The organism is Mycobacterium sp. E1386, assembly GCF_001672745.1.
GTDB lineage: Bacteria > Actinomycetota > Actinomycetes > Mycobacteriales > Mycobacteriaceae > Mycobacterium.
The window spans coordinates 1-24,519 of the sequence record NZ_LZKH01000020.1 but is presented as its reverse complement, the minus strand read 5'-3'; the positions used below and the strand labels follow the sequence as shown (position 1 = coordinate 24,519).

Genomic DNA, 24,519 nt, shown 5'->3' with positions numbered 1-24,519 from the left:
GCCCGGCGACGGCGCCTTCGGGGCGGGCGTGGGCTGGGGCGCCTGGGCCGGCATCGAGTTCAGCACCGGACGGATATAGAGGCGGGCGGTCTGGCCCAGGTTGCGCGCCTCGTTGCCGTCGTTGCCGGGAACGGTGATGACCAGGTTGTCGCCGTCGACCACCACTTCGGAACCGGACACGCCAAGCCCGTTGACCCGCGCGCTGATGATCTGCTGTGCCTGGGCCAGCGCATCGCGGCTCGGGCGCGACCCGTCCGGGGTGCGCGCGGTCAACGTGACGCGGGTACCGCCCTGCAGGTCGATGCCGAGCTTGGGGGCGGCCCGCTTGTCCCCGGTCAGGAACACCAGCAGGTAGACGCCGACGAGCAGCAACAAGAAAACCGACAGGTAGCGGGCAGGGTGCACCGGCGCCGAAGACGATGCCACGTTCCTTCTATCTCCTCGAGTAGCGGTTCTTACCCCGGACAGAGCCCGGAACAGAGCCTAGTGCCGCGCACGCGCCCGTTGCGAAAGCGGTCCGCCGCGGCGGGGGCATCTGCCGTCAGGAATCCTTGGTGACCCGGCCCTCGTCGGATTCTGCCAAGTCGTCGGAGCCGTCACCGTCGATCAGGTCTTGATCGTCTTCGGGCAGGATCCGGTCGCGGATGGCGAGCTTCATCCACGTGGTCACCACGCCGGGGGCGATCTCGAGATCGATGGTGTCCTCCGTGATCGCGACGACCGTCGCCTCCAGACCGGACGTCGTGTGCACGCGGTCCCCCGGCTGCAATGACTCGTGCAGGTCGATGGTCGCCTGCATCGCGCGCTTCTGGCGCCGCGACGCGAAGTACATGAACCCCCCCATGATGAGCAGGAAGGGCAGGAACAGGATCAAACTCTCCATGAACGGGCCTGTCTTTTCGTAGTGGCATTCGGAGCATTAGTGCCGGGACGGCCCGCGGGCCGCGCACCTCATACCGGCCAGTGTGCCAGTGCCGCAGGTCGCTCCCGACCGCCGCCGTGCGCGGGAGGCCCGTCGGGGCCGGGCCGGATAGGCTTGAGTGGCGACGTGACGGGCGCGCCGCGGTGAGGAGAAAATCGTGGCCGGCCTCGAGCAGACCCGCCAGCTGGTCACCGAAATCCCCGGTCCCGCTTCGCTGGAACTGACCAAACGGCGCGCCGCGGCGGTATCGCACGGGGTGAACGTTTCGTTGCCGGTGTTCGTGGCGCGCGCCTCCGGCGGCATCATCGAGGACGTCGACGGCAACCGGCTCATCGACCTGGCTTCGGGCATCGCCGTGACCACCATCGGCAATTCCGCACCCCGGGTGGTGGAGGCCGTGCGCGCGCAGGTCGCCGAGTTCACCCACACCTGCTTCATGGTCACGCCGTACGAGCAGTACATCGCCGTCGCCGAGGAGCTGAACCGGATCACGCCGGGCTCGGGCGAGAAGCGCTCGGTGTTGTTCAATTCCGGCGCCGAGGCGGTCGAGAATGCAGTGAAGATCGCGCGCGCGTACACCCGCAAGCCCGCCGTCGTGGCGTTCAACCACGCCTATCACGGCCGCACCAACCTGGCGATGGCGCTGACCGCCAAGTCCAAGCCCTACAAGAGCGGCTTCGGCCCGTTCGCGCCGGAGGTCTACCGGGCCCCGGTGTCCTACCCCTACCGGGACGGCCTGCTCGACAAGGAGCTGGCCACCGACGGCGAGAAGGCCGCCGCACGGGCGATCGACGTGATCGAGAGCCAGGTCGGCGCCGACAGCCTCGCCGCCGTCATCATCGAACCGATCGCCGGCGAGGGCGGGTTCATCGTGCCGGCCGAGGGATTCCTGCCCGCCCTGCTCGACTGGTGCCGCAGGAACGACGTGGTGTTCATCGCCGACGAGGTGCAGACCGGCTTCGCGCGCACCGGCGCGATGTTCGCGTGCGAACACGAAGGGCCGAACGGTCTGGAACCCGACCTGATCTGCACCGCCAAGGGCATCGCCGACGGGCTGCCGCTCTCGGCGGTCACCGGCCGCGGACCGATCATGGACGCATCGCACGTCGGCGGTTTGGGCGGCACCTTCGGCGGTAACCCAATTGCCTGTGCGGCCGCACTGGCCACCATCACCACGATCGAAAGCGACGGACTAATCGATCGCGCTCGACAATTGGAACGGCTGATCACCGAACCGTTGTTGCGTCTGCAGGCCAGCGATGACCGGATCGGCGACGTGCGTGGCCGCGGCGCCATGATCGCCATCGAGTTGGTGAAGTCAGGGACCTCGGAACCCGACGCGGAGCTGACTCGGAAATTGTCCACCGCGTCCCACGCCGCCGGGGTGGTCGTGCTGACCTGCGGCATGTTCGGCAACGTCATCCGGCTGCTACCGCCGCTGCCGATCAGCGACGAGCTGCTCGCCGAGGGGCTCGACATCCTCGGCGGGCTGCTGGGCGACCTCTAAGACCTGGGGACTCGTCGAGCCCGCGTGGGCAATCTCACAACCCCCGCCGCGGCGCGGCCGTGGTGGAATACCGTTACTTTAGCTAACGTTCTAAACGTCAGCGCATCGGCGCGAAACGACTCACTATCTTTCATTGCAAGGGAATTTGTTTATGTCGACCATCAATCACGACGAGCGGCTCGAGCGCCGCATCGAGGAACTGACCGCAAGCGACCCCCAGTTCGCCGCCGCGCGCCCCGACCCGGCGGTCGAAGCGGCGCTCGAGAAGCCCGGACTGCGACTTCCAGAAGTCATCCGGACCGCACTCGAGGGGTATGCGGATCGGCCGGCCCTCGCGCACCGCGTGGTGGAGTACGTGGAGGACGCGGCGACCGGGCGCACCAGGCTGGAGCTGCTCCCCCGCTACGAGACCATCACGTATCGCCAGCTGGCCGATCGCGTCGAGGCGCTCGGGCGCGCCTGGGCCAACGACGGGGTGCACGTCGGTGACCGGGTCTGTGTGTTGGGCTTCAACAGCGTCGACTACGCCACCATCGACATGGCGCTGGCCATCATCAGCGCGGTGTCGGTGCCGCTGCAGACCAGCGCCTCGCTCACGTCGCTGCAGCCGATCGTCACCGAGACCGAGCCCACCGTGATCGCGGCCAGCGTGAACCAGCTGCCCGAGGCCGTGGAGTTGATCTTGAGCGGCCACCGGCCCGCCAAGCTGGTGGCGTTCGACTACCACCCCGAGGTCGACGACGAGCGCGAGGCCGTGGAGACCGCGCGCACGCGGCTGGCGGACGCCGGCGTGCCGGTCGAGACGCTGGCCGAGGTGCTCGAGCGCGGCAAGGCGCTGCCGGAAACGCCCATCCCCGCCAGCGAGGAATCCGACCCGCTGGCCCTGCTGATCTACACCTCCGGCAGCACCGGCGCACCCAAGGGCGCGATGTACCCGCAGAGCAACGTCGCCAAGATCTGGCGTCGGGGCAGCAGGAACTGGTTCGGCGAAAGCGCCGCGTCGATCACCCTGAACTTCATGCCGATGAGCCACGTCATGGGCCGCGGCATCCTGTACGGCACGCTGGGCAACGGCGGCACCGCGTACTTCGCCGCCAAGAGCGATCTCTCCACGCTGCTGGAGGACCTCGAGCTGGTGCGGCCGACCGAGCTGAACTTCGTGCCGCGCATCTGGGAGACCCTGTTTGGCGAATTCCAGCGCCAGGTTGACCGGCGGCTTTCCGAGGGCGGCGACCGCGAGGCTGTGGCGGCTCAGGCCCTGGCCGAGCAGCGCCAGTACCTGCTGGGTGGGCGGTTCATCTTCGCGATGACGGGCTCGGCCCCGACCTCGCCGGAGTTGCGCACCTGGGTCGAGTCGCTGCTCGAGATGCACCTGATGGACGGCTACGGCTCGACCGAAGCCGGGATGGTGCTGTTCGACGGCGAGATTCAGCGCCCGCCGGTGATCGACTACAAGCTCGTCGACGTGCCGGACCTGGGCTACTTCAGCACCGACCGGCCGCACCCGCGCGGCGAGCTGTTGCTGCGCACCGAGAACATGTTCCCCGGCTACTACAAGCGGGCCGAGACCACCGCGAACGTGTTCGACGAAGACGGCTACTACCGGACCGGCGACGTGTTCGCCGAGATCGCGCCGGACAAGCTGGTGTACGTCGACCGCCGCAACAACGTGTTGAAGCTGGCGCAGGGCGAGTTCGTGACCCTGGCCAAGCTGGAGGCCGAGTTCGGCAACAGCCCGCTGGTGCGCCAGATCTACGTCTACGGCAACAGCGCCCAGCCCTACCTGCTGGCTGTCGTGGTGCCCACCGAAGAAGCGCTGGCCTCGGGGGACCTCGAGACGCTCAAGGGAAAGATCGCCGACTCACTGCAGACCGTCGCACGTCAGGCGGGCCTGCAGTCCTACGAGGTGCCGCGCGACTTCATCATCGAGACCACCCCGTTCAGCCTGGAGAACGGTCTGCTGACCGGGATCCGCAAGCTGGCGTGGCCGAAGCTGAAGCAGCATTACGGCGAGCGCCTCGAGCAGCTCTACGCCGAGCTGGCCCAGGGGCAGGCCAACGAGCTTGCCGAATTGCGCCGCAACGGCGCGAACGCGCCGGTGCTGCAGACGGTGAGCCGGGCCGCCGCGGCCATGCTCGGCACGGCGAGCACCGAGCTGACCCCGGACGCGCACTTCACCGACCTGGGCGGAGACTCGTTGTCGGCGTTGACGTTTGGGAACCTGCTGCGCGAGATCTTCGACATCGACGTCCCGGTGGGCGTCATCGTCAGCCCGGCCAGCGACCTGCAGGCCATCGCCAGCTACATCGAGGGCGAGCGCCAGGGCACCAAGCGGCCGACCTTCGCCGCGGTCCACGGACGCGATGCCGGCACGGTGCACGCAGGCGACCTGACCCTCGACAAGTTCCTCGAGGCGGAGACCCTGACCGCGGCACCGAGCCTGCCCCGGCCGACCACCGAGGTGCGAACGGTGTTGCTGACCGGCGCGACCGGCTTCCTGGGCCGCTACCTGGCGCTGGAGTGGCTCGAGCGCATGGACATGGTGGACGGCAAGGTGATCGCGCTGGTGCGGGCCAAGTCCGACGACGAGGCGCGCGCCCGGCTGGACAAGACGTTCGGCGTGGGCTCACCGCACGGCGACCCGAAGTTGGTGGCGCACTATCAGCAATTGGCCGCCGACCACCTCGAAGTCATCGCCGGCGACAAGGGCGAGGCCAACCTCGGCCTGGACCAGCCGACCTGGCAGCGGCTGGCCGACACCGTCGATCTGATCGTCGATCCGGCCGCTCTGGTGAACCACGTCCTGCCGTATAGCGAGCTGTTCGGCCCCAACGCGCTGGGTACCGCCGAACTGATCCGGATCGCGCTGACCACCAAGCTGAAGCCGTACGCCTACGTCTCGACGATCGGCGTCGGTGACCAGATCAAGCCGGGCCAGTTCGTCGAAGACGCCGACGTCCGGCAGATCAGCGCTACCCGCGAGATCAACGACAACTACGCCAACGGCTACGGCAACAGCAAGTGGGCCGGCGAGGTGCTGCTGCGGGAGGCGCACGACCTGTGCGGCCTGCCCGTCACGGTCTTCCGGTGCGACATGATCCTGGCCGACACCACCTACGCCGGGCAGCTCAACCTGCCCGACATGTTCACCCGGCTGATGCTGAGCCTGGTGGCGACCGGTGTCGCACCCGGTTCGTTCTACGAGCTGGACGCCGAGGGCAACCGTCAGCGTTCGCACTACGACGGCCTGCCGGTCGAATTCATCGCCGCGGCGATCTCCACGCTGGGGACGCAGGTGCTGGACACCGGGGACGGCTTCCAGACGTACCACGTGATGAACCCGTACGACGACGGCATCGGGCTCGACGAGTACGTCGACTGGCTGATCGACGCCGGCTTTGGGATCCAGCGGATCGCCGACTACGGCGAATGGCTGCGCCGGTTCGAGCAGACGATGCGGGGCCTGCCCGAGCGGCAACGCCAGTACTCGCTGCTGCCGCTGCTGCACAACTACCAGCAGCCTTCAGAGCCGATCAACGGATCGATGGCACCGACCGATCGCTTCCGCGCCGCGGTGCAGGAGGCGAAAATCGGCCCCGACAAAGACATTCCGCATGTCTCGGCGCCGATCATCGTCAAGTACATCACCGACCTGCAGTTGCTCGGCCTGCTGTAAGCGCAAAACAGCGATCGCCCAGTCCGCGACGGACTGGGCGATCGCCGTTCTCGCTGAAGAGCGGTTACTGCTGTGGGTGTGGCCAGCGCAGGTACGCGGCGTTGGCACCCGACGCCGGGCGTTGGCGACGCCACCCCCGCTTCGGCTCCGGGTCGGCGGCCGAACGCGGCTTGGTCAACGCGCCCGAGGACACCTCGGCGGGCTCGTATGCCGCTTCGCGGTAGGGCTCGACGCCCGGCGCCGACACGGCCGCCGCCGGCGGCACGGGCTGCACGTCACGCGCCAGCCGCACGGCCGTGCGCGCCAGCACCACACCGCCGACGAAGACGATCAACGCGCCCAGTCCGGAGAAATAGCTGACCTCGAGCACCGCACGCTTGCGATCGGTGGCGGCGACCGGGTCGCCGGCGGAGCCGATTCCCAGCAGCGGCGCGAGCTGACCACCGACGACGAACCAGGCGCCGGCCAGCACCGCCAGCCAACCGCCCAACATGGCCGCCACCCGGTTTCCGGCGACGATCAACAACAGACCGCCCAGCACGGTCGCGGCTCCCGGCAGGACCTCGAGCCACCCACGAGCCGTACTCCACGCCCACTCCCGGTCGGGTGTGTAGGCGAAATTGAAGCGCGGTCCGACAAACGGTATTAACGCCCCCCAAGCTCCCAAGATGACCAGGAGCAATCCGCTGACCGCGCCACGCGAACGCGGCATGCTCAGCCCGCGGGTTTGGCCGTCTTCTGCGTATTTCATGACATCCCCTCGTTAAATACCGGGCCTATTTCCGGCCGGAGATGGGTACCCGGCGTTTTCCAGTCGTAACCCATCGGGCGCGCGCAAACCACCCCGCCCCCGTGGCCATTGGGGCTGGTGAGGCTGCTGTTACTGGTGAAGTCCGAGCAGCAGCAGCACGATCGCGATCACCGGAAAGGCGCCCTGCGTCACCGCGGCCCGCGCCTTCTCCGGCGCGGACAGGAGCAGCACCACCGCGGCCGCCGCCATCGAACCGACGCCGGCGAAAATCAGCGCCGCACCAACGGCGTTGTGCCGCAACACGATTGCGGCAATGCCCGCGCCGCTGACCACCGCAAGGAACAAGTTGTAGAAGCCTTGGTTGAAGGCCAGCAGCTTGGTGGTCTCGGCCTCCTCGGCCGTCGTGCCGAACGTGGCACGGGTTCGCGGCGAAGTCCAGGTCAACGATTCCATCACGAAGATGTACACGTGCAGTAACGCCGCCAATGCGGCGAACACCAACCCGGCGGCGATCATCGCTCCTCCTCGCTCGTCGAGGCCTGCGTGTCCCGGCAGACTTTACCGACCCGCGGCCGGCGGGACTGCCCTGACACGAAAGGGCGCCGGTAGCCAACGGCTACCGGCGCCTCCCGAGTTACCGGTTACCGCTTACACCCCGGCGTGGTGGTGGCGGTGGAAAAGACCGCCACCGGCGCGCCGACCGAACAGGCCCCGCCCGCGCGGCTCGGGCTCGGCTGTCAGTGCATCCGCCCGCGCCCGCGTCGGGCCGCGAGTCTCGTCGTACATGGCGGGCTCACCCGCAGGCACGGCGTCCGCCGCCACTGGCGCCGGTTCCCTCACCACGACATCGCGCGCGTGCCGAACGGCCACGCGCGCGACCGCCGCCCCGCCCAGGAACACGATCAGGGCGCCCAGACCGGTGAAGTAGGTGATCTCCAACAGGGCTCGTTTCAGGTCCGTCGACGCCACCGGTTGACCGAGGTCCCCGATGCCCAGGGTCGACGCGAACGCGCGGCCCACCACGAACCAGGCGCCGCCGGCGACCGCCAGCCAGCCGCCGAACACGGCGCTGGCCCGGTTGCCGGACAACAGCACGAGCAGGCCACCCACCGCCGTGGCGGCCCCGGGGAGTACCTCGAGCCAGCCCTTGGTCGTCGTCCACGTCCAGGCCGGGTCGGACATGTACGCCCAATCGATGTTGGGCCCGAAGAACGGCACCAATGCGCCCCAGGCGCCCAACAAGATCAGGAGCAGGCCGGTCAGCGCGCCGCGGGTGCGCGGCATGTAGAGCGCGCGAGGGCGTTCATAGTCGTAGCGCGTGTTCCTCATCAGAATCTCCTTCAACAGGTATTGCTGTTGTGAGCCTGGTTACCCGACGGCGCCCGCGCATAACCTGCCGCGGGCCGCGCATCCCGTTTGCTGCGGCCCTGCGCCGAGGTACCGGCGACGCCGGTGGCGGCGCTCTGAGCAGGCCCGATCCGGGCAGCCGCCCGTACGCGCGCCGGCCAGCCGCAAAGGTCACGATTTGGCTGCAATTCGCCAGGCCGTCGGCGACGGCGGCGAACTAGTCGAACAGCCCGGGTTGGCCCAACCCGGCCGCCCCCGCCGGCGGGCTCATGCCCAGGTGGGTCCACGCCTGAGCGGTGGCCACCCGCCCCCGGGGGGTGCGGGCCACCATCCCGGCGCGCACCAGGAACGGCTCGCACACCTCCTCGACGGTGGCGGCCTCCTCGCCGACGGCCACCGCCAGCGTCGACACCCCGACCGGCCCGCCGCCGAAACTGCGGGTCAGCGCCGACAGCACCGCCCGGTCCAACCGGTCCAAGCCGAGTTCGTCGACGTCGTAGACCGCCAGCGCGGACTTCGCGACGTCGCGGGTGATCACCCCGTCGGCGCGCACCTCGGCGAAGTCCCGGACCCGGCGCAGCAGCCGGTTCGCGATGCGCGGCGTGCCGCGCGAGCGCCGGGCGATCTCCTCGGCCGCCTCGGCGCCCAGCTCGATACCCAGAATCCCGGCGGATCGGGCCAGCACCCGCTCCAGCTCGGCGGGCTCGTAGAAGTCCATGTGTGCGGTGAAGCCGAACCGGTCGCGCAGCGGGCCGGTCAGCGCGCCGGACCGGGTGGTCGCGCCGACCAGGGTGAAGGGCGCGACCTCCAGGGGGATCGACGTCGCGCCGGGACCCTTGCCCACCACCACGTCGACCCGGAAGTCCTCCATGGCCAGGTACAGCATCTCCTCCGCGGGGCGCGCTATTCGGTGGATCTCGTCGATGAACAGCACGTCGTGCTCGACCAGGTTGGACAGCATGGCGGCCAAGTCGCCTGCGCGTTCCAGCGCGGGGCCCGACGTCACCCGCAACGACGTCCCGAGTTCGGCCGCGATGATCATGGCCAGCGACGTCTTGCCGAGCCCGGGCGGACCCGACAGCAGGATGTGATCCGGTGTCCCACCGCGGTTCTTGGCTCCCTCGATCACCAGCTGGAGCTGTTCGCGCACCCGCGGCTGGCCGATGAACTCTTGCAGCGAACGCGGCCGCAGGCTGACGTCGATGTCCCCCTCCCCGACGGCCAGCGCCGGGGACAGCTCGCGGTCGTCGTAGTCGCTCATCGGGACTTGCCCAGCAGCGACAGCGCGGCGCGCAGGGCGCCCGACGTCGTCGCGTCCTGCTCGGTGGCCAGCACCTTGTCGGTGGCCTCTTCGGCCTGCTTGACGGCGAAGCCGAGACCGACCAGGGCCTCGACCACCGGGCCCCGGACCGCGTGCCCGTTTACCGCGGATGCGCCACCCGGAGCGCCCGCCGCGACGGCACCGACCTTGTCCCGCAGCTCGAGCACCATCCGCTCGGCGCCGCGTTTACCGATCCCGGGCACCCGGGTCAGCGCGGTGACGTCGCTGTCGTGCAGCACCTGCCGCAGCGCCGCGGCGTCGTGCACCGCCAGCGTCGCCATGGCCAGCCGTGGTCCCACGCCCGACACCGTCAGCAGCGTGAGGAACAGGTCGCGGGTCTCGGAGTCCCCGAACCCGTAGAGGGTCATTGAATCCTCGCGCACCACCATCGCGGTGATCAGCCGGGCCTCGGTCCCGGTGCGCAGGGTCGCCAACGTCGACGGTGTCGCGTTCACCCGGTAGCCAACCCCGGCGGCCTCGATCACCGCATGGTCGAGCGCCACCTCGAGCACCTCGCCGCGCACCGACGCGATCATCGCGCGGCCTTCAGCTTCGCCAGATAGTTGTGCCGCTGCTGCTCGGCCAGCGCCTCGGCCGCGGCCATCCGGGCCATCATCGGCGCCCGCCAGCAGTGACAGATCGCCAGCGCCAGCGCGTCGGCGGCGTCGGCCGGCGTCGGCTTGGCTTGCAGCGCAAGGATTTTGGTGACCATCGCGGTGACCTGGGCCTTGTCCGCGGCGCCGTTGCCCGTCACCGCGGCCTTCACCTCGCTCGGGGTGTGAAAGTGCACGTCGATGCCCCGTCGGGCGGCCGCGAGCGCGACCACCCCGCCGGCCTGCGCGGTGCCCATCACCGTCGAGACGTTCAGCTGGGAGAACACCCGCTCGATGGCCACGACATCCGGTTGGTGGGTGGCCAGCCAGTGCTCGACGGCATCGCTGATGGCCAACAGCCGATGGGCTAACGGCGCATCAGACGGGGTCCGCACCACGTCGACGTCGAGCGCGACAACGTTTCGCCCGCGCCCGGTTTCGACCACCGACAGTCCGCATCGGGTCAGTCCGGGGTCGACGCCCATCACGCGCATTGCCCGCTCCCACCTGTAGAACAGCTGTTCGATACCCTAGCGGCCGGGGCCGACGGCTCCGCGGAGGACACGCGGCTTCGCCGCCGATTCCCGGCTCGGGACGTTACAGCGCCGAACCCGCAAAAAAGCTGTTAGCTTTACCCCACGTTCGCTCAAGCAATGTGGCAACGGAAGGGTTCGCGTGGGATCACTGCTGGTCATTATCGCGATCGTGCTGTTCATCGCGTCAATCGTGGTGTTGGTCATCGCTTTGCGGCGGCCCAAGCAATCGGCCCCGCCGCGCGGACGCCAGGATCCCCTCTCGTTCAACGCGATGCCCGAGTTCGGGCCCCGGCAACTCGGCCCCGGCGCGATCGTCAGCTACGGCGGCGTCGACTACGTGGTCCGCGGATCGGTGACGTATCGCGAGGGCCCGTTCGTGTGGTGGGAACATCTGCTGGAGGGCGGCGACCAGCCGATCTGGTTCAGCGTCGAAGAGGACGACGGGCGCCTCGAGCTGGCGATGTGGGTCAGCCGCAAGGACGTCCAGCTGCAGCCGGGCGACTCCTACGTCGTCGACGGGGTGACGTTTCACGAGTCCGAACGCGGTCGCGCGTCGTTCACCACCGAGGGCACCACGGGCCTGCCGGCGGGTGGCGAGATGGAGTTCGTCGACTGCGCCAACTCCGACGAGTCCGCGCTGCTTTCGTTCGAGCGCTGGGCGCCGGGCATGCCGTGGGAGGTTTCGACCGGCAAGCCCGTGCTGACGGGCGAGCTCACCGTGTATCCGGCGCCCCCGCCGTCGACCCCCTAGGGCGCGTCGGTGCCCCTTCATCAGCTCGCCGTTGCGCCGTCGGACGTCTCCGGGCAGAAGCTCGGACTCGCGCTCAACGCGCCCGCACCCCTGCCGCTGGCGGACTGCCTTCTGCACCACCCGGGCGGCGGCGCCCTGCGGCTGGGGGTGCTGGGCGCATCGCACGTCGTCACCGTCGAGCACGGCGCGGGCCGGTTCTCCGAAGAGGTCTCCTGCACGGCGCGCGGCCTGGGCGTCGACCTGCCGGAGCGCACCGCCGCGCCCGGGTACTCCCTGCAATCCCGCACCGACTCGTACGACGAGGCGGCCTTCCGCCGCTTGGCGCGTGAGCTTCGTGACCGGTGCGCGCGGGAAAAGGGTTGGCTCGGTGGCACTTTCCCCGGCGACGACGCCGCGCTGACCGCGTTGGCCGCCGAACCCGACGGCGCCGGCTGGCATTGGCAGACCTGGCACCTCTACCCGCGCAGCCCTTTTGGGTCCGGCGGTGACGTGGTCCATACGGTGAGCCGGTGGCACCCATGAGCCGCAATCGCCTGTTCGTGATCGCCGGTGCGCTGGCCGTCGCCGCCGTCGCCTGCCTGGTGCCCGGAATCATCTTGTCGCAGAAGAATATTGCTTCTTACATCGCCAGCCACTATCACGAGTACGCCCACGACGCGAACGGGAAGCGCTACGAATGCAACGGGCCTCCCGACGACGTGGCCGACACGCTTGCCGAGTACCAGTCCCCCGAGGCGCGTGCCGCCAACGGCGACAGTGAGTACCTGCGCTATAGCAACAACATCGTGATCGTCGGCCCCGACGGCAGTCGCCCGTGCAGCATCCGCCTGGAGGGCCTGAACGCCGGATACAGCCACGGCGCCTTCATCTTCCTGGGCCCCGGCTTCACCCCCGGCTCGCCCTCGGGCGGCGCCGGCGGTACGCCCGGCGGCCCCGGCGGAACCAAGTGACGGCTCACCACCACAAAGGAGAAAACCATGTACCTCGCCGTCGAGATCGGCACCGTCGACCTCAATCCCGTCCTGAAGGGCGCGGTCGCAACGATCCTGTACTTCCTGGTCGGCATGGCAGTGCTGCTTGTCGGGTTCTACGCGGTCGACGTGTTGACCCCGGGCAATCTGCGCCGGCTGGTGTTCATCGACCGCCGCCCCAACGCCGTCATCGTCGCGGGCGCGATGTACATCTCCCTGACCGTGGTCATCATCACCGCGATCGCGAACAGCTATAGCCAGCTGGGCCAGGGGCTCGTCGGCGTGGCGGTGTACGGGCTGATGGGCGTGATCCTGCTGGGGGTGGCGCTGCTCACGATGCACCTGCTGATACCCGGCAGTTTCCACGAGCACATCGACGAGCCGGAGTTGCATCCGGGATCGTTCGCCGTGGCGCTGATATTGCTCGCCGTGGGAGGAGTCACGGCCGCCGCGGTGTCATGACATCCGTTGATCTGCCGGTGCCAGAGGTGAGCCGGCCCGTGGAGCCTTCGGCGCGGTGGCGCGCCGTGTTGCTGGCCGCCGTTGCGGCATGTGCGGCGTCCGGCATCGTCTACGAACTCGCGCTGCTCACGCTGGCGGCGAGCCTCAACGGCGGCGGCATCGTCGCCACGTCACTGATCGTCGCGGGCTACATCGCCGCGCTCGGCGTGGGCGCCCTGGTGGTCAAGCCGCTGCTGGCGCACGCGGCCATCGCGTTCGTCGCGGTGGAGGTGCTGCTGAGCATCGTCGGCGGCCTGTCGGCGGCGGCGCTGTACACGGTGTTCGCATTCATCGACGACGAGTCGATGTGGATGCTGGCAGTCGGCACGGCCCTGATCGGTGGGCTGGTCGGCGCCGAGGTGCCGCTGCTGATGACGATGCTGCAGCGCGGCCGCAGCGGCGAGGCGCCCGAAACCGGCCGGACGCTGGCCAACCTCAACGCCGCCGATTACCTCGGCGCGCTGCTGGGCGGGCTGGTGTGGCCGTTCCTGCTCTTGCCGCAGCTGGGCATGATTCGCGGCGCGGCGGCCACCGGCATCGTCAATCTGCTGGCTGCGGCCGTCGTGGCGATCTTCGTACTGCGCCGGGTCGTTTCGGCCCGACAACTGGCGACGGCGCTGTGTGCACTCGCCGCCGCGCTCGCCCTCCTCGTCACGCTGCTGGCCCGTTCGGCCGACATCGAGACCACGAGCAGACAGCGCCTCTACGCGGACCCGATCATCGCCTACCAACACTCCGCCTACCAGGAGATCGTGGTCACCCAGCGCGGTAACGACATGCGCCTCTACCTCGACGGGGGGCTGCAATTCTCCACCCGGGACGAGTACCGCTACACCGAAAGCCTGGTCTACCCCGCGTTCGGGGCGGGCGCGCGATCGGTCCTGGTCCTCGGGGGCGGGGACGGACTGGTGGCCCGCGAGCTACTGCGTCAGCCGGGCGTCACGAGGATCGTGCAGGTGGAGCTCGACCCCGCGGTGATTCAGCTGGCGCGCACCACGATGCGCAGGGCCAACGGCGGCTCGCTGGACAGCCCGCGGGTCAGGGTGGTGATCGACGACGCGATGCGCTGGTTGCGCTCGCCGCACCCGGACGTCGTGCCGCCCGGCGGCTTCGACGCGGTCATCGTCGACCTGCCCGACCCCGACACCCCGGTCCTGGGCCGGCTGTATTCGACCGAGTTCTACGCACTCATCGGACACGCGCTGGCCGAAAACGGCCTGATGGTTGTGCAGGCGGGCAGCCCGTTCTCGACGCAGACCGCGTTCTGGCGCACCGCCTCGTCGATCCGCGCGGCCGGCTACGCGGTGACGCCCTACCACGTGTATGTGCCGACGTTCGGTGACTGGGGTTTCGTGCTGGCGCGCCGCGGGGGCAGTGCGCCCACACCCACCGTGCCGCCCAACGCGCCCCCGCTGCGCTTCCTGAACCAGCACGTTCTCGACGCCGCGACGGTGTTTCCCGACGACACCCGCCCCCGCCCGCTCGAGCCCTCGACGCTGGACAATCCGCGCATCGTCGAGGACATGCGGCACGGCTACGACTAGGGCCGTTTCGAAATTCGACGGCGCTTTTAGCGTCCCGCGGCGCACACTGAGCAGCGAGCGCCGGAGATCTCGCGGTTTCTGGTGTTGGGATCGGTAGCCCACCGATACCGGTGTACTTGCAAGGCGACGCCACCTAGGCGACCCGCCGGACGCAAGCCGAAGGAACGCACATGAATATCGCCAGAAAAGTGTTGCGGGCTGCGGCGGGCCTGGTTCTCTCAGTCGGCCTTGCAATCGCAGGTATCGGACTGGCCCAGGGCATCGCGCATGCCAACAAGGGCCCGTTCACTTGGTGTCCAGGGCAGTCAATGGAGTGGCCGAGCGGGCCGAATTCGTCCCGCGGTGTCGCACAGAACTACGTCTGGGATATGTCTGTGTGCCACACGTGGTACATCGTCGCCGACGGGTGGGGGAACGTTCCGCGGATCGCCCTCAACGGACAGCCGACGCTGCAAAGTTCACACACCTGGGACGGCGACAATCCGCCGCCCGACAATCCCTCGGGTGTGAATTGCGGCCCGGGTTGGTGCCCCGTGCCGCCGCACTACGACCCGGGGTTCCACGGATAAGCCGGTGACGGGCGAGCAAGGAGTCGACATGAGTGTCAACGGAGAGTCTTCCGCGTCGCGCCCGTTCGTGGCGTCCTGCTCGATCTACTCGCCCAATTGGGCCAAACTGACCGGCAAGCGCGCGACGATCTACATCCAGATCGGCTTTTGGGCGATCGTTTTGAGTGTCGTGCTGATGATGGTCGGACGCACCTTTGGCAACTCGCGCGGCTCCCACCGGTCCTTCCCGAACGTTCCCGGCCCGGTGATCGCCTACGGCTGGCTCGCGTTGTTGGCCGTTTTGGGGCTCGCCCTCGGCGCCCTGTTCCTTTGGCGATGGCGCCGCAAGTACCACCTAGACGTCACATCCGAGGGACTCACGATCGACGGCGCTCGGGGCGATTTCTACTCATTCGCTGACGCCGAGCTAGGCCTGTGGGCGAGTACGGGACTGGCGCTTCATCTGCGGCGCGGCCGCCATCAATTCATTCTCGGCGGACGTGACTGCCGGATTGGCCCGACGACACCTCTCAGTGCCCCGCCGGCGCCGCTCGTCGATGCCTGGTTGTCCCAGCCGGAGTTCGTCGCGATGTTGTCCCTGAGCGGCCGCTGGCGCGGCTTGGCTGTGGGCGAACCCGCACCGGGAGATCCGGCTCGCTGTGTGCTGTTTCCGAACCCCTTGTTGATCCAGCAGATGGGGCCGTTTGCGCTGATGAAGAAACAGCGATTGGCGCAATCGCTGTCGCAGCCGCAGCTGTTCGTCGACGTCGATGACGACACGATCCGGGTGATCGACGCGGACAGCAACGCGCTCACCGCCTCGGCCTCGCTTTCGCAGGTGACCGCGACCAGGGCCACCTACCGGCTCGACGATGTTGCCGGCCAGTACTTTTCGACGATGCCCGCTGTGACCCTAGGCATTCCCGGCAGCCAACCACTGACCATCGGATGCCGCGACTTCAGCGGGCTTCAGCAGCGATTCCTATGGAGCGACAACGTGGCCGTGATTCACGACCCTCCGGCTTATGCGGTCTCGGGCGCCGACTGGATGACGCTGACAGGAAGGCTCGACTTGGCCTCGTAATGCGGCCCGCCCCTCAGTCCTCGTCGAGAGCGGCCAGCACCTCATCGGACAGGTCGACGTTGGTCCAGACGTTCTGCACGTCGTCGCTGTCCTCGAGGGCGTCGACGAGCTTGAAGACTTTGCGGGCGCCGTCGACGTCCACCGGGACGCTGACCGACGGCTGGAAGCTGGCCTCGGCGGACTCGTAGTCGATGCCGGCGTCCTGCAACGCCGTCCGCACCGCGACCAGGTCCGTCGGCTCCGAGATGATCTCGAAGCTCTCACCGAGGTCGTTGACGTCCTCGGCACCGGCGTCGAGAACCGCGGTCAGCACGTCGTCTTCGGTCAGCCCGTTCTTCTCCAGCGTGACGACGCCCTTGCGGGTGAAGAGATACGAGACCGAGCCGGGATCGGCCATGGTGCCGCCGTTGCGGGTCACCGCCACCCGGACCTCGCCGGCCGCGCGGTTGCGGTTGTCGGTCAGGCATTCGATCAGCACCGCCACGCCGTTGGGCCCGTAGCCCTCGTACATGATCGTCTGGTAGTCGGCGCCGCCGGCTTCCTCGCCTGCGCCGCGCTTGCGGGCACGCTCGATGTTGTCGTTGGGCACCGAGGTCTTCTTCGCCTTCTGGATGGCGTCGTAGAGCGTCGGGTTGCCCGCTGGGTCCCCACCGCCGGTCCGGGCGGCGACCTCGATGTTCTTGATGAGCCGGGCGAATTCCTTGCCGCGGCGCGCGTCTTTGACGGCCTTTTGGTGCTTGGTGGTGGCCCACTTGGAATGGCCGCTCATGGGTGTCTCTTACCTCTTCTGTCTCCGAAAGTTCGCCAGACGAGTCTACGTGGACGGCTGGCGGAGATTGCCCGGCCGCTCCCCTCACGGCCCGGCCGCCCCAGCAGTCACAAGAACACAGGGATATGCGCCTTCCCGAAATTGATATCGCCCGCGCTATCAATTTCCGGGGTCACATCATCACCCGAAAGCTGGTGCTGATGTGACTGATGGGTCAGGCGGTGCCGTTGACGATGTCCACGAAGAGCTGGTGGACGCGCCGGTCGCCGGTCACCTCGGGATGAAACGCCGTCGCCAGCTTCGCGCCCTGCCGCACCGCGACCGTGTGCCCCGACGCTTCGGCCAGCGCCTGCACGTCGTCGCCGGCCCGCTCCACCCACGGGGCGCGGATGAACACCGCGCGCACCGGGCCGTCCAAACCGGCGAACGGGATGTCACCCTCGAACGAGTCGACCTGCCGCCCAAAAGCGTTGCGCCGCACGGTCATATCGATCGCACGCAGGGGCAGCGCCTCCCGGCCGCCCGCGCCGGCGTCGAGGATCTCACTGGCCAGCAGGATCATCCCGGCGCACGCGCCATAGGCCGGCAGCCCGTCGGCCAGCAGCCCGCGCAGCGGCTCCAACAGGTCGAGGTCGAGCAGCAGGTGGCTCATCGTGGTGGATTCGCCACCGGGAATGACCAGCCCGTCGACCTTCTCCAGCTCCGCCCGGCGCCGCACCGGCATCGACTCGGCCCCGGCTTCGCGCAGCGCCGCCAGGTGCTCGCGGGTGTCGCCCTGCAGCGCCAGCACGCCGATCAGGGGACGGCTCACGACTGAAATCCGCGCGGGAAGCGGGTCAGCCCCTCCTGCATGACCGCCGCCACCATCTCGCCGGACTGGGTGAAGATCTTGCCCTGGCACAACGAGCGACCACCGCTGGCCGACGGCGACGACTGGTCATACAGCAGCCACTCGTCGGCCCGGAACGCCCGCATGAACCACATCGCGTGGTCCAGCGACGCCACCTGCAGATGCTCTCGCACGTCGAGGTGGTTGACCTGCGCCGATCCCAACAAGGTGAGGTCGCTCATGTAGGCCAGCGCGCAGATGTGCAGCACCGGGTCGTCGGGCAGCGGGTCGCGGTGGCGGAACCACACCTGCTGCTGGGAGGCCTTGCCGGGCGACAGCTGCAGGCGCTCGCGCGGCACGATGCAGACGTCCCACTCCTCGAACTGCTTGAAGCCGGCGTCGTCGAACACCTTGATCGAGTCCAGGCCGGGCAGCCCGTCGGGCGGCGGCGCGGCCGGCATGACGTCCTGGTGGTGGATGCCCTCCTGGTCGGTCTGGAAGGACGCCCCCATGCTGAAGATGATCTCGCCGTGCTGGATGGCGTTGACGCGCCGGGTGGCGAAGGAGCCGCCGTCGCGGGTGCGCTCGACGATGAAGACCGTGGGCTCGTTGGCGTCCCCGGGCCGCAGGAAGTAACCGTGCAGCGAGTGCACCTGGTAACGGGGGTCGACCGTGCGCACCGCCGAGACCAGCGACTGCCCGGCCACGTGGCCACCGAACGTGCGCTGGAAATATCCCGACTCGGGGCTGAACACCCGACCGCGGTAGATGTTGACCTCGAGTTGCTCGAGATCGAGGATCTCTTCGATCGCCACGGAGCGTTTTACCAGCCGCGTTCGGCCAGCCGGTGGGGCTGAGCGAGTTGCTCGACGTTGATGCCCACCATCGGCTCGCCGAGGCCGCGCGACACCTTGGCCAGCACATCCGGGTCGTCGTAGAACGTGGTGGCCTTGACGATGGCGGCGGCGCGCTGCGCGGGATCCCCCGACTTGAAGATCCCCGACCCGACGAAGACGCCCTCGGCTCCGAGCTGCATCATCATCGCCGCGTCGGCGGGGGTGGCGATGCCGCCCGCGGTGAACAGGGTGACGGGCAGCTTGCCGGCCCGGGCCACCTCGACGACGAGGTCGTAGGGCGCCCGCAATTCCTTTGCGGCTACATACAATTCGTCTTCCGACATCGAGGTCAGCCGCCGGATCTCGCCACCGATCGCCCGCATGTGCGTGGTCGCGTTGGAGACGTCTCCGGTCCCGGCCTCGCCCTTGGACCGGATCATCGCCGCGCCTTCGCTGATGCGGCGCAGCGCCTCGCCCAGATTGGTCGCCCCGCACACGAACGGCACGGTGAACTTCCACTTGTCGATGTGGTGGGCGTAGTCCGCGGGAGTCAGCACCTCGGACTCGTCGACGTAGTCGACGCCGAGGCTCTGCAGGATCTGCGCCTCGACGAAGTGCCCGATGCGCGCCTTGGCCATCACCGGGATCGTCACCGCGGCGATGATGCCCTCGATCATGTCGGGGTCGCTCATCCGCGAGACGCCGCCCTGGGCGCGGATGTCGGCGGGCACCCGCTCCAGCGCCATCACGGCGACGGCCCCGGCGCCCTCCGCGATGCGGGCCTGCTCCGGGGTGACGACGTCCATGATGACGCCGCCCTTGAGCATCTCGGCCATGCCGCGCTTGACGCGCGCGGTTCCCGTTCGCCCGCTGCCGTTGGGTGAAGCGGCGGTATCCACTGCTGATCTCCTTCAACCGTTGTCGACCCAGTCTAGTGGGGGCCGAAACGAGTTTTCCGACTGTGGGACTCACAAGAGGGGCCGATTGGCCCTAGGCCCAAAAATCGAGCCCTTGCTACACACTTCATGGTTAGTTTGCTCACACCCGTCGATTCGGGCGCGACGAATAGCGTGGCCACCTAGTTGCGGTAACGGCGGCCGCCGACCTGGCTGAGGAGGGGGTCGGATGGTGCCGGATTTTGGGCTGTTACCGCCCGAGATCAATTCCGGTCTGATGTATGCCGGCCCGGGCGCGGGGTCCATGATGTTAGCCGCGGCCGCCTGGGCCGGGTTGGCCGCCGAGTTGGGGTGGGCGGCGTCCTCGTATGCGGCGGTCATCTCGGCACTGACGAGCGGGCCGTGGCTGGGTCCGTCGGCCGTCGCGATGGCTGCCGCGGCCAGCCCGTTCGTCACCTGGTTGGCGGCGACGGCGATGCAGGCCGAGCAGGTGTCGACCCAGGCGACGGCGGCGGCCGCCGCCTACGAGGCGGCGTTCGCGATGACGGTGCCCCCGCCCGTGATCGCCGCTAACCGCGCTCAGCTGATGGCGTTGATCTCGACGAACTTCTTCGGCCAGAACACCCCGGCGATCATGGCCACCGAGGCGCACTACTCCGAGATGTGGGCCCAGGACGCCACCGCGATGACCGCCTACGATGCCAGCACGCTGGCAGTGGGGGCGCAGTTGACGTCGTTCGCCGAACCGCCCGACGGCCTCGGCCCCGCGCCTCAAGCCGCGGCATCGGTGGCGGATCAGGCGCAATCGGCCATGTCGGACGCGCAGCTGATGTCGTCGCTGTTTCAGTCGTTTGGGCTCTCCCCGTCGTCGACTTCGGGGCTGTCGCCGCTGGAGATGCTCTCGATGGGCGGCGAGTTCGCCATGCAACCCATGAGCATGCTCGTCGGTCAGGTCCTGGGCCAGTTCATGGGTGGCGCAAATCCGTTGATGAGCAGCGCCGTCGCCGGCATGCCGTCCATGGGGTCGGCCTTGGCCTCCGCCGGTTCCGCCGTTGGGGCGCAGGCCCCGCCACAGCTGGGCGCTCCCGCGGTGTTGGCCCAGGCGGGCAGGGCGGGTTCCATTGGGGCGCTGTCGGTTCCGCCGGGCTGGGCCACCGAGGTGCAGGCGGCCACGTCGACTGCTCCGGTTGCCGGCGTGCCGACCGCCGGCGTGAGTCAAGCGGCGCCGAGCGTGCCGAGAGTGCCGTTCAAGCCGGCGGTTACCACGTCCGGGCGCGGGATGGCCGGGGTGAATCCGGCGACCGAGGCGCCGCGCTCCGGTGTGCTGGCGCGCCCGGTGGTCGGCTAGTCGGGGGCGATGCGATGTCGTTCGTGATCACGGCCCCGGAGACGCTGGCAGCGGCCGCCGGAGATTTGCAGGGCATCGGTTCGGCGATAGCGGCCGCGGACGGGGCGGCTGCCACCCCGACGACCATGGTGTTCCCCCCGGCCGCGGATGCGGTGTCCGTCCGCACCGCGGCGCTGTTCGCGACGTTCGGCCAGCACTATCAGGAGATCGGCGCGCGGGCGGAGGCGTTTCATCAGCGGTTCGTGCAGTCATTGATCGACAGCAGCGATTCGTATGCCCAGGCGGAGGCCTCCAACGCGGCCGCCACGCAACTGGCGCCGGCCCTGCCCTCGCAGCAGACGGTGAGCGGAAGCTTGGGCCTGGCAAGCCAATTGCAAAGCACGCCGACGACGACGTCGTCGAGCAACATCGCGTTGATCATGGGCGGCACCGGAAACCCGCAACCCACCCCGTCCTACGTGAGTTCCGTCTACGGCACCTACATCGCCCCGCATTACCCCGGCTACACGCCGGTGGGCCTGACCACTCCCGAGGACTTCTGGCCCGTCACCGGGCTCACCAGCGAAACCTTCGGGCAGTCGGTCCGGCAGGGCGTCTCAATACTCAACAGCGCCATTCTGAGCGAGACCGGTGCGGGCAATCACGTTGTCGTATTGGGCTATTCGCAGAGCGCCACGATTGCCACCCTTGAAATGCGCTATCTCGACGCCCTGCCCGCGGCCATCCGGCCGAGTTCGGACCTGCTGTCGTTCGTGCTGCTCTCCGACCCGAACGTTCCCGGCACCGGCATCCTCACGCACTTCATCCCCGGCTTTGGCGCGTTTCACGTCGTGACTCCGGTGGACACCCTCTACCAGACGGCCATCTACACGCTCCAATACGACCCCATCGCGTACTTCCCGCGGAGCATCTTCAACATCGGGGCGGACCTCAACGCCCTCTTGGGTTTTCCCTACCTGCACTCGACATATCCGACGCTCACCGCCGCGCAGCTTGCCACCGCCATCCAGACACACATCGGCGTGACCACCTACTATCTGATTCCCCAGAACCTGCCGCTGCTGGACCCGCTGCGGATGATCCCCATCCTGGGGAATCCGCTCGCCGACCTGCTCCAGCCCTTCCTTCAGCCGTTCATCGACTTCGGTTACGCCACCGGGCTCCCCGGCCCCTTCCAATCCATCTCGTTCGCCACCGCCTCGGGCCTTACTCCGGTTGCGGCGCAAGCAGTTCCGGAATCGCTCGCCGCCGCATTGAGCGCGCCGACCGACTTCGGCGTCCCATTCGACCGGCTATAGCGCGGTCAGCGGATCGATTGCAGCGGTCCCGGCGCCCGGCCGCCGGCCAGCGCGGCCGCGTCGGTGAGCAGTTCGGACAGCTGCATCGGGTACACCGTCTCGCCGGCCGCGGCCAGTCGCACGATCTCGGCGGCATCACACCAGCGGTGGCCGTGGATGTAGCTGCGTTCCAGGTCCGTTCGGTCCGCGACGGATGGCTCGAACCGCTGGGTGCGGTGGACGAAGTAGAACTCTTCGCTGTCGATCAGAGCGCCGTTGAACTCGAACACCTCGTCGCGCCGCCACACCGGGCCGACCATCTCTGCCGGCGCGACTCGTAACCCGGTCTCTTCGGCCAACTCCCGGGCGGCGGCCTCGGCCAGCCGCTCCCCCTTGCGCACCTCGCCGCCCACCGTGATCCACCAGCTCGGCGCGTGCTCCCGGGCGATCGCGGGATCCGAACCGCGCAGCAACAGCACCGCGCCGGTCTCGTCGAGCAGCACCACGCGCGCCGACGTGCGGTGGCTGAGCACCCCGTGGTCGCCGTGTGCCAGCGCATGCGGCCGCTCGACGATCTCGAAATAGCTTGGCAGCGCGGCGGTCCCGCCGAGGCGGAGCGTCCGCACCAGGAATCGCTCGCGCAGCGCCAGGGTGTCTCGCACGGCGTCGTTGTGGAAGCGGCGGGCCAGCACCACCCGGGCCTCGGCGTCGGCCAGCTCGGCGATCAGCCCGGCCGGCAGCGACGCCGGATCGACGATCGCCAGCGCGGCCGAGAGCTCGTTCTCGCACGACTCGCGCGCCTGCCGCGGCGCGGCCTCGGCGGCGTCGGCCAGCGCGGCCAGCCGCCTGCCTTCCGAGGCGCCGCCGTACGCGTCGATGGCGACCGCACGCGCGACCACCGCGCGCCGCGCCAGCGCACCGTCGAGCGCCTGCCACGACAGGTCGTAGCGGACGTGCAGCCGGTCCAGCCGGTTGGCCGTCTGATAGGCCCACGCGCCCAATATCGCGAGGAGCCCCACGAGGATCGCGATGGGGACGATCAGCCACGACATCAGCTCGCCACCTCGACCTTGGCGCCGGACGCGGCGACCGTCTCGTATACCCGCATGATCTGGCTGGCCACCACCGACCAGTCGTAGCGCTGGACCGCGGCCGAACCGGCCGCCACGTAGCGTTCGCGCAGCACATCGTTTTCTAGCACCGAAACCAGGGCGTCCGCGAGCGCTACGCCGTCGCCGACCGGCACCAGGCAGCCGACCTCGCCGTCACACAGCACGCGCCGGAAGGCGTCCAGGTCGCTGGCCACCACCGCGGTGCCGGCGGCCATCGCCTCGACCAGGACGATGCCGAAGCTCTCGCCGCCAAGGTGCGGCGCGCAGTACACGTCGGCGCTGCGCATCGCCGAGGCTTTCCCGGCGTCGTCGACCTGACCCAAGAAGCGGATGTGCTTCACCAATTCGCCCGCCTGGCCGCGCAACTCGTCCTCGTCGCCGCGGCCGACGACGAGCAGCTGCACGTCCGGCAAGCGCTGGACCACCCCGGGCAGGGCGTCGAGCAGCACCGACATGCCCTTGCGGGGCTCGTCGTAACGGCCCAGGAACAGCACCGTCTTGCCCGGCCGCGGGTAGCCCTCCAGTCGCGGTGCCGAGGCGAACGAGTCGACGTCCACCCCGTTGGGGATCTCCACCGCGTCGGTGCCCAGCGCCTCCATCTGCCAGCGCCGGGCCAGGTCGGATACCGCGATCCGGCCGACGATCTTCTCGTGCATCGGGCGCAGGATGCCCTGAAACACCGTCAGCGTCAGCGACTTCGTGGTTGAGGTGTGAAACGTCGCAACGATCGGCCCCGCGGCGATGTTCAGCGCCAGCATCGACAGGCTCGGCGCGTTCGGCTCGTGCAGGTGAAGGACGTCGAAATCGCCTTCGGCAAGCCACTTTTTGACCTTGCGGTGAGTGGCCGGGCCGAACCGCAGCCGGGCCACCGAGCCGTTGTAGGGAATGGGGACGGCCTTGCCGGCGGACACCACGTAGTCCGGCAACGCCGCGTGGGGCGAGGCCGGCGCCAGGACGCTCACCTCGTGGCCGCGCCTGCGCATCACCTCGGCCAGCTGCAGGACGTGCGACTGCACCCCGCCCGGCACGTCGAACGAGTATGGGCAGACCATCCCGATTCGCATCAGGTCTCCCTGAGCCGCGCCTGTTTGGCGTCGGACAGGTCGGCCAGCCACTGGGGTTGCAGCATGTGCCAGTCCTCGGGGTGGGCGGCGATGTTCTCGGCGAACCGGTCGGCCAGCGCCTGGGTGATGGCCTGCACGTCGCCGCTGCTGCAGTCCAGCGGCGGCTGAATCCAGACCCGCGAACCGTCGTCGGCGAACCAGCAGTGCGAGGGCAGCAGCGCCGCCCCGGTCTCGATCGCCAGCTTCGCCGGCCCGGCGGGCATCCGGGTGGTCTGCCTGATGGCCGAACGTGACCTCACCCGCTCCGGCGTGGAGGTCGAGTTCTTCGGTGAACCC

General features: G+C 68.9%; 24 protein-coding genes and 2 pseudogenes. 11 read left to right on the top strand and 15 right to left on the bottom strand.

What is annotated here, in order from left to right; translation table 11 throughout:
* Nucleotides 1-426 (bottom strand): annotated as a pseudogene (locus A5709_RS02450) (protein translocase subunit SecD); the annotation flags it as partial.
* Between the two features lie 115 nt (nucleotides 427-541).
* On the bottom strand, nucleotides 542-883 hold the full coding sequence (yajC, locus tag A5709_RS02445) for a preprotein translocase subunit YajC (RefSeq protein ID WP_067948691.1): 342 nt from the start codon (nucleotides 881-883) through the stop codon (nucleotides 542-544).
* A 196-nt stretch (nucleotides 884-1,079) separates the two neighbouring features.
* Between yajC and gabT the strand changes: the two genes are divergently transcribed.
* The gene (gabT, locus tag A5709_RS02440) at nucleotides 1,080-2,429 is read left to right on the top strand and encodes a 4-aminobutyrate--2-oxoglutarate transaminase (RefSeq protein ID WP_068117716.1); all 1,350 of its coding nucleotides are present in this window, start codon (nucleotides 1,080-1,082) and stop codon (nucleotides 2,427-2,429) included.
* A gap of 151 nt (nucleotides 2,430-2,580) precedes the next feature.
* A complete protein-coding gene (gene car / locus A5709_RS02435) occupies nucleotides 2,581-6,105 on the top strand; it encodes a carboxylic acid reductase (protein WP_068117713.1) in 3,525 nt (1,174 codons plus the stop codon).
* A 64-nt stretch (nucleotides 6,106-6,169) separates the two neighbouring features.
* Here car and A5709_RS02430 read toward each other — a convergent pair whose 3' ends face one another.
* From A5709_RS02430 to ruvC, 6 genes are all read right to left on the bottom strand, one after another.
* Entirely contained in the window at nucleotides 6,170-6,856 is a 687-nt protein-coding gene (locus A5709_RS02430; protein WP_067948697.1) for a hypothetical protein, read from the bottom strand.
* 129 nt (nucleotides 6,857-6,985) lie between these two features.
* Complete coding sequence (locus tag A5709_RS02425; protein ID WP_068117710.1) at nucleotides 6,986-7,372, bottom strand: DUF1304 domain-containing protein; 387 nt, start codon at nucleotides 7,370-7,372, stop codon at nucleotides 6,986-6,988.
* Between the two features lie 132 nt (nucleotides 7,373-7,504).
* On the bottom strand, nucleotides 7,505-8,185 hold the full coding sequence (locus A5709_RS02420; RefSeq protein ID WP_067948701.1) for a hypothetical protein: 681 nt from the start codon (nucleotides 8,183-8,185) through the stop codon (nucleotides 7,505-7,507).
* Nucleotides 8,186-8,420: 235 nt separating this feature from the next.
* Entirely contained in the window at nucleotides 8,421-9,464 is a 1,044-nt protein-coding gene (gene ruvB / locus A5709_RS02415; protein ID WP_068012031.1) for a Holliday junction branch migration DNA helicase RuvB, read from the bottom strand.
* Nucleotides 9,461-10,060 carry a Holliday junction branch migration protein RuvA gene (ruvA, locus tag A5709_RS02410; protein ID WP_068117707.1) on the bottom strand — a complete coding sequence of 200 codons (600 nt, stop codon included), beginning with the start codon at nucleotides 10,058-10,060 and terminating at the stop codon, nucleotides 9,461-9,463. The genes ruvB and ruvA overlap by 4 nt, the downstream gene beginning before the upstream one ends.
* Complete coding sequence (gene ruvC, locus A5709_RS02405; RefSeq protein WP_068117705.1) at nucleotides 10,057-10,611, bottom strand: crossover junction endodeoxyribonuclease RuvC; 555 nt, start codon at nucleotides 10,609-10,611, stop codon at nucleotides 10,057-10,059. The genes ruvA and ruvC overlap by 4 nt, the downstream gene beginning before the upstream one ends.
* 181 nt (nucleotides 10,612-10,792) lie before the next feature.
* On the opposite strand from ruvC, the gene A5709_RS02400 reads away from it, so the two are divergent.
* The 7 genes from A5709_RS02400 to A5709_RS02370 all read left to right on the top strand — a co-directional run bounded on the left by A5709_RS02400 (nucleotide 10,793) and on the right by A5709_RS02370 (nucleotide 16,052).
* Nucleotides 10,793-11,404, top strand: coding sequence for a DUF4178 domain-containing protein (locus tag A5709_RS02400; RefSeq protein WP_067948709.1), 612 nt, complete (start codon nucleotides 10,793-10,795; stop codon nucleotides 11,402-11,404).
* A 9-nt stretch (nucleotides 11,405-11,413) separates the two neighbouring features.
* The gene (locus A5709_RS02395; RefSeq protein WP_067948711.1) at nucleotides 11,414-11,926 is read left to right on the top strand and encodes a DUF2617 family protein; all 513 of its coding nucleotides are present in this window, start codon (nucleotides 11,414-11,416) and stop codon (nucleotides 11,924-11,926) included.
* Entirely contained in the window at nucleotides 11,923-12,354 is a 432-nt protein-coding gene (locus A5709_RS02390) for a DUF4247 domain-containing protein (protein WP_067948713.1), read from the top strand. Before A5709_RS02395 ends, A5709_RS02390 begins: the two co-directional genes overlap by 4 nt.
* 27 nt (nucleotides 12,355-12,381) lie before the next feature.
* Nucleotides 12,382-12,837 (top strand): DUF350 domain-containing protein, encoded by a 456-nt coding sequence (locus A5709_RS02385; RefSeq protein WP_067948715.1) that lies wholly within the window; start codon nucleotides 12,382-12,384, stop codon nucleotides 12,835-12,837.
* Nucleotides 12,834-14,420, top strand: coding sequence for a polyamine aminopropyltransferase (locus A5709_RS02380; protein ID WP_068117702.1), 1,587 nt, complete (start codon nucleotides 12,834-12,836; stop codon nucleotides 14,418-14,420). The genes A5709_RS02385 and A5709_RS02380 overlap by 4 nt, the downstream gene beginning before the upstream one ends.
* 368 nt (nucleotides 14,421-14,788) lie before the next feature.
* Nucleotides 14,789-14,989 (top strand): hypothetical protein, encoded by a 201-nt coding sequence (locus tag A5709_RS28655; protein ID WP_231986837.1) that lies wholly within the window; start codon nucleotides 14,789-14,791, stop codon nucleotides 14,987-14,989.
* A gap of 4 nt (nucleotides 14,990-14,993) precedes the next feature.
* The gene (locus tag A5709_RS02370; protein ID WP_231986835.1) at nucleotides 14,994-16,052 is read left to right on the top strand and encodes a hypothetical protein; all 1,059 of its coding nucleotides are present in this window, start codon (nucleotides 14,994-14,996) and stop codon (nucleotides 16,050-16,052) included.
* Nucleotides 16,053-16,065: 13 nt separating this feature from the next.
* Here the strand turns inward: A5709_RS02370 and A5709_RS02365 are convergent, their stop codons facing one another.
* From A5709_RS02365 to pdxS, 4 genes are all read right to left on the bottom strand, one after another.
* Nucleotides 16,066-16,821, bottom strand: coding sequence for a YebC/PmpR family DNA-binding transcriptional regulator (locus tag A5709_RS02365; protein ID WP_068012027.1), 756 nt, complete (start codon nucleotides 16,819-16,821; stop codon nucleotides 16,066-16,068).
* A gap of 214 nt (nucleotides 16,822-17,035) precedes the next feature.
* Complete coding sequence (gene pdxT, locus A5709_RS02360; RefSeq protein WP_068117693.1) at nucleotides 17,036-17,632, bottom strand: pyridoxal 5'-phosphate synthase glutaminase subunit PdxT; 597 nt, start codon at nucleotides 17,630-17,632, stop codon at nucleotides 17,036-17,038.
* Nucleotides 17,629-18,465 (bottom strand): acyl-CoA thioesterase II, encoded by an 837-nt coding sequence (tesB, locus tag A5709_RS02355; RefSeq protein WP_068012025.1) that lies wholly within the window; start codon nucleotides 18,463-18,465, stop codon nucleotides 17,629-17,631. Before tesB ends, pdxT begins: the two co-directional genes overlap by 4 nt.
* An 8-nt stretch (nucleotides 18,466-18,473) precedes the next feature.
* The gene (gene pdxS / locus A5709_RS02350; RefSeq protein WP_231972140.1) at nucleotides 18,474-19,322 is read right to left on the bottom strand and encodes a pyridoxal 5'-phosphate synthase lyase subunit PdxS; all 849 of its coding nucleotides are present in this window, start codon (nucleotides 19,320-19,322) and stop codon (nucleotides 18,474-18,476) included.
* A 289-nt stretch (nucleotides 19,323-19,611) separates the two neighbouring features.
* On the opposite strand from pdxS, the gene A5709_RS02345 reads away from it, so the two are divergent.
* Nucleotides 19,612-20,730 carry a PPE family protein gene (locus A5709_RS02345; RefSeq protein WP_068117691.1) on the top strand — a complete coding sequence of 373 codons (1,119 nt, stop codon included), beginning with the start codon at nucleotides 19,612-19,614 and terminating at the stop codon, nucleotides 20,728-20,730.
* A gap of 14 nt (nucleotides 20,731-20,744) precedes the next feature.
* Nucleotides 20,745-22,028, top strand: coding sequence for a PE-PPE domain-containing protein (locus tag A5709_RS02340; RefSeq protein ID WP_068117688.1), 1,284 nt, complete (start codon nucleotides 20,745-20,747; stop codon nucleotides 22,026-22,028).
* 5 nt (nucleotides 22,029-22,033) lie between these two features.
* On the opposite strand, the gene A5709_RS02335 is transcribed toward A5709_RS02340, so the two are convergent.
* The 3 genes and pseudogenes from A5709_RS02335 to A5709_RS02325 all read right to left on the bottom strand — a co-directional run.
* Nucleotides 22,034-23,059, bottom strand: coding sequence for an NUDIX hydrolase (locus A5709_RS02335; protein WP_067948735.1), 1,026 nt, complete (start codon nucleotides 23,057-23,059; stop codon nucleotides 22,034-22,036).
* A complete protein-coding gene (locus tag A5709_RS02330; protein WP_068117685.1) occupies nucleotides 23,059-24,183 on the bottom strand; it encodes a glycosyltransferase family 4 protein in 1,125 nt (374 codons plus the stop codon). The genes A5709_RS02335 and A5709_RS02330 overlap by 1 nt, the downstream gene beginning before the upstream one ends.
* Nucleotides 24,183-24,519: pseudogene (locus A5709_RS02325) on the bottom strand (phosphatidylinositol mannoside acyltransferase); the annotation flags it as partial. The gene A5709_RS02330 and the pseudogene A5709_RS02325, both read right to left, overlap by 1 nt.

Bases quoted from the DNA above. Each gene is read 5' to 3' on its own strand.
- ruvB (WP_068012031.1), bottom strand. From the start codon at position 9,464: ATGAGCGACTACGACGACCGCGAGCTGTCCCCGGCGCTGGCCGTCGGG.
- A5709_RS02335 (WP_067948735.1), bottom strand. From the start codon at position 23,059: ATGTCGTGGCTGATCGTCCCCATCGCGATCCTCGTGGGGCTCCTCGCG.
- yajC (WP_067948691.1), bottom strand. From the start codon at position 883: ATGGAGAGTTTGATCCTGTTCCTGCCCTTCCTGCTCATCATGGGGGGG.
- A5709_RS02340 (WP_068117688.1), top strand. From the start codon at position 20,745: ATGTCGTTCGTGATCACGGCCCCGGAGACGCTGGCAGCGGCCGCCGGA.
- A5709_RS28655 (WP_231986837.1), top strand. From the start codon at position 14,789: ATGTCTGTGTGCCACACGTGGTACATCGTCGCCGACGGGTGGGGGAAC.
- A5709_RS02330 (WP_068117685.1), bottom strand. From the start codon at position 24,183: ATGCGAATCGGGATGGTCTGCCCATACTCGTTCGACGTGCCGGGCGGG.
- pdxS (WP_231972140.1), bottom strand. From the start codon at position 19,322: ATGGCCGAGATGCTCAAGGGCGGCGTCATCATGGACGTCGTCACCCCG.
- A5709_RS02385 (WP_067948715.1), top strand. From the start codon at position 12,382: ATGTACCTCGCCGTCGAGATCGGCACCGTCGACCTCAATCCCGTCCTG.
- A5709_RS02430 (WP_067948697.1), bottom strand. From the start codon at position 6,856: ATGAAATACGCAGAAGACGGCCAAACCCGCGGGCTGAGCATGCCGCGT.
- A5709_RS02390 (WP_067948713.1), top strand. From the start codon at position 11,923: ATGAGCCGCAATCGCCTGTTCGTGATCGCCGGTGCGCTGGCCGTCGCC.
- ruvA (WP_068117707.1), bottom strand. From the start codon at position 10,060: ATGATCGCGTCGGTGCGCGGCGAGGTGCTCGAGGTGGCGCTCGACCAT.
- A5709_RS02365 (WP_068012027.1), bottom strand. From the start codon at position 16,821: ATGAGCGGCCATTCCAAGTGGGCCACCACCAAGCACCAAAAGGCCGTC.
- car (WP_068117713.1), top strand. From the start codon at position 2,581: ATGTCGACCATCAATCACGACGAGCGGCTCGAGCGCCGCATCGAGGAA.
- ruvC (WP_068117705.1), bottom strand. From the start codon at position 10,611: ATGCGCGTGATGGGCGTCGACCCCGGACTGACCCGATGCGGACTGTCG.
- A5709_RS02345 (WP_068117691.1), top strand. From the start codon at position 19,612: ATGGTGCCGGATTTTGGGCTGTTACCGCCCGAGATCAATTCCGGTCTG.
- A5709_RS02425 (WP_068117710.1), bottom strand. From the start codon at position 7,372: ATGATCGCCGCCGGGTTGGTGTTCGCCGCATTGGCGGCGTTACTGCAC.
- A5709_RS02380 (WP_068117702.1), top strand. From the start codon at position 12,834: ATGACATCCGTTGATCTGCCGGTGCCAGAGGTGAGCCGGCCCGTGGAG.
- A5709_RS02420 (WP_067948701.1), bottom strand. From the start codon at position 8,185: ATGAGGAACACGCGCTACGACTATGAACGCCCTCGCGCGCTCTACATG.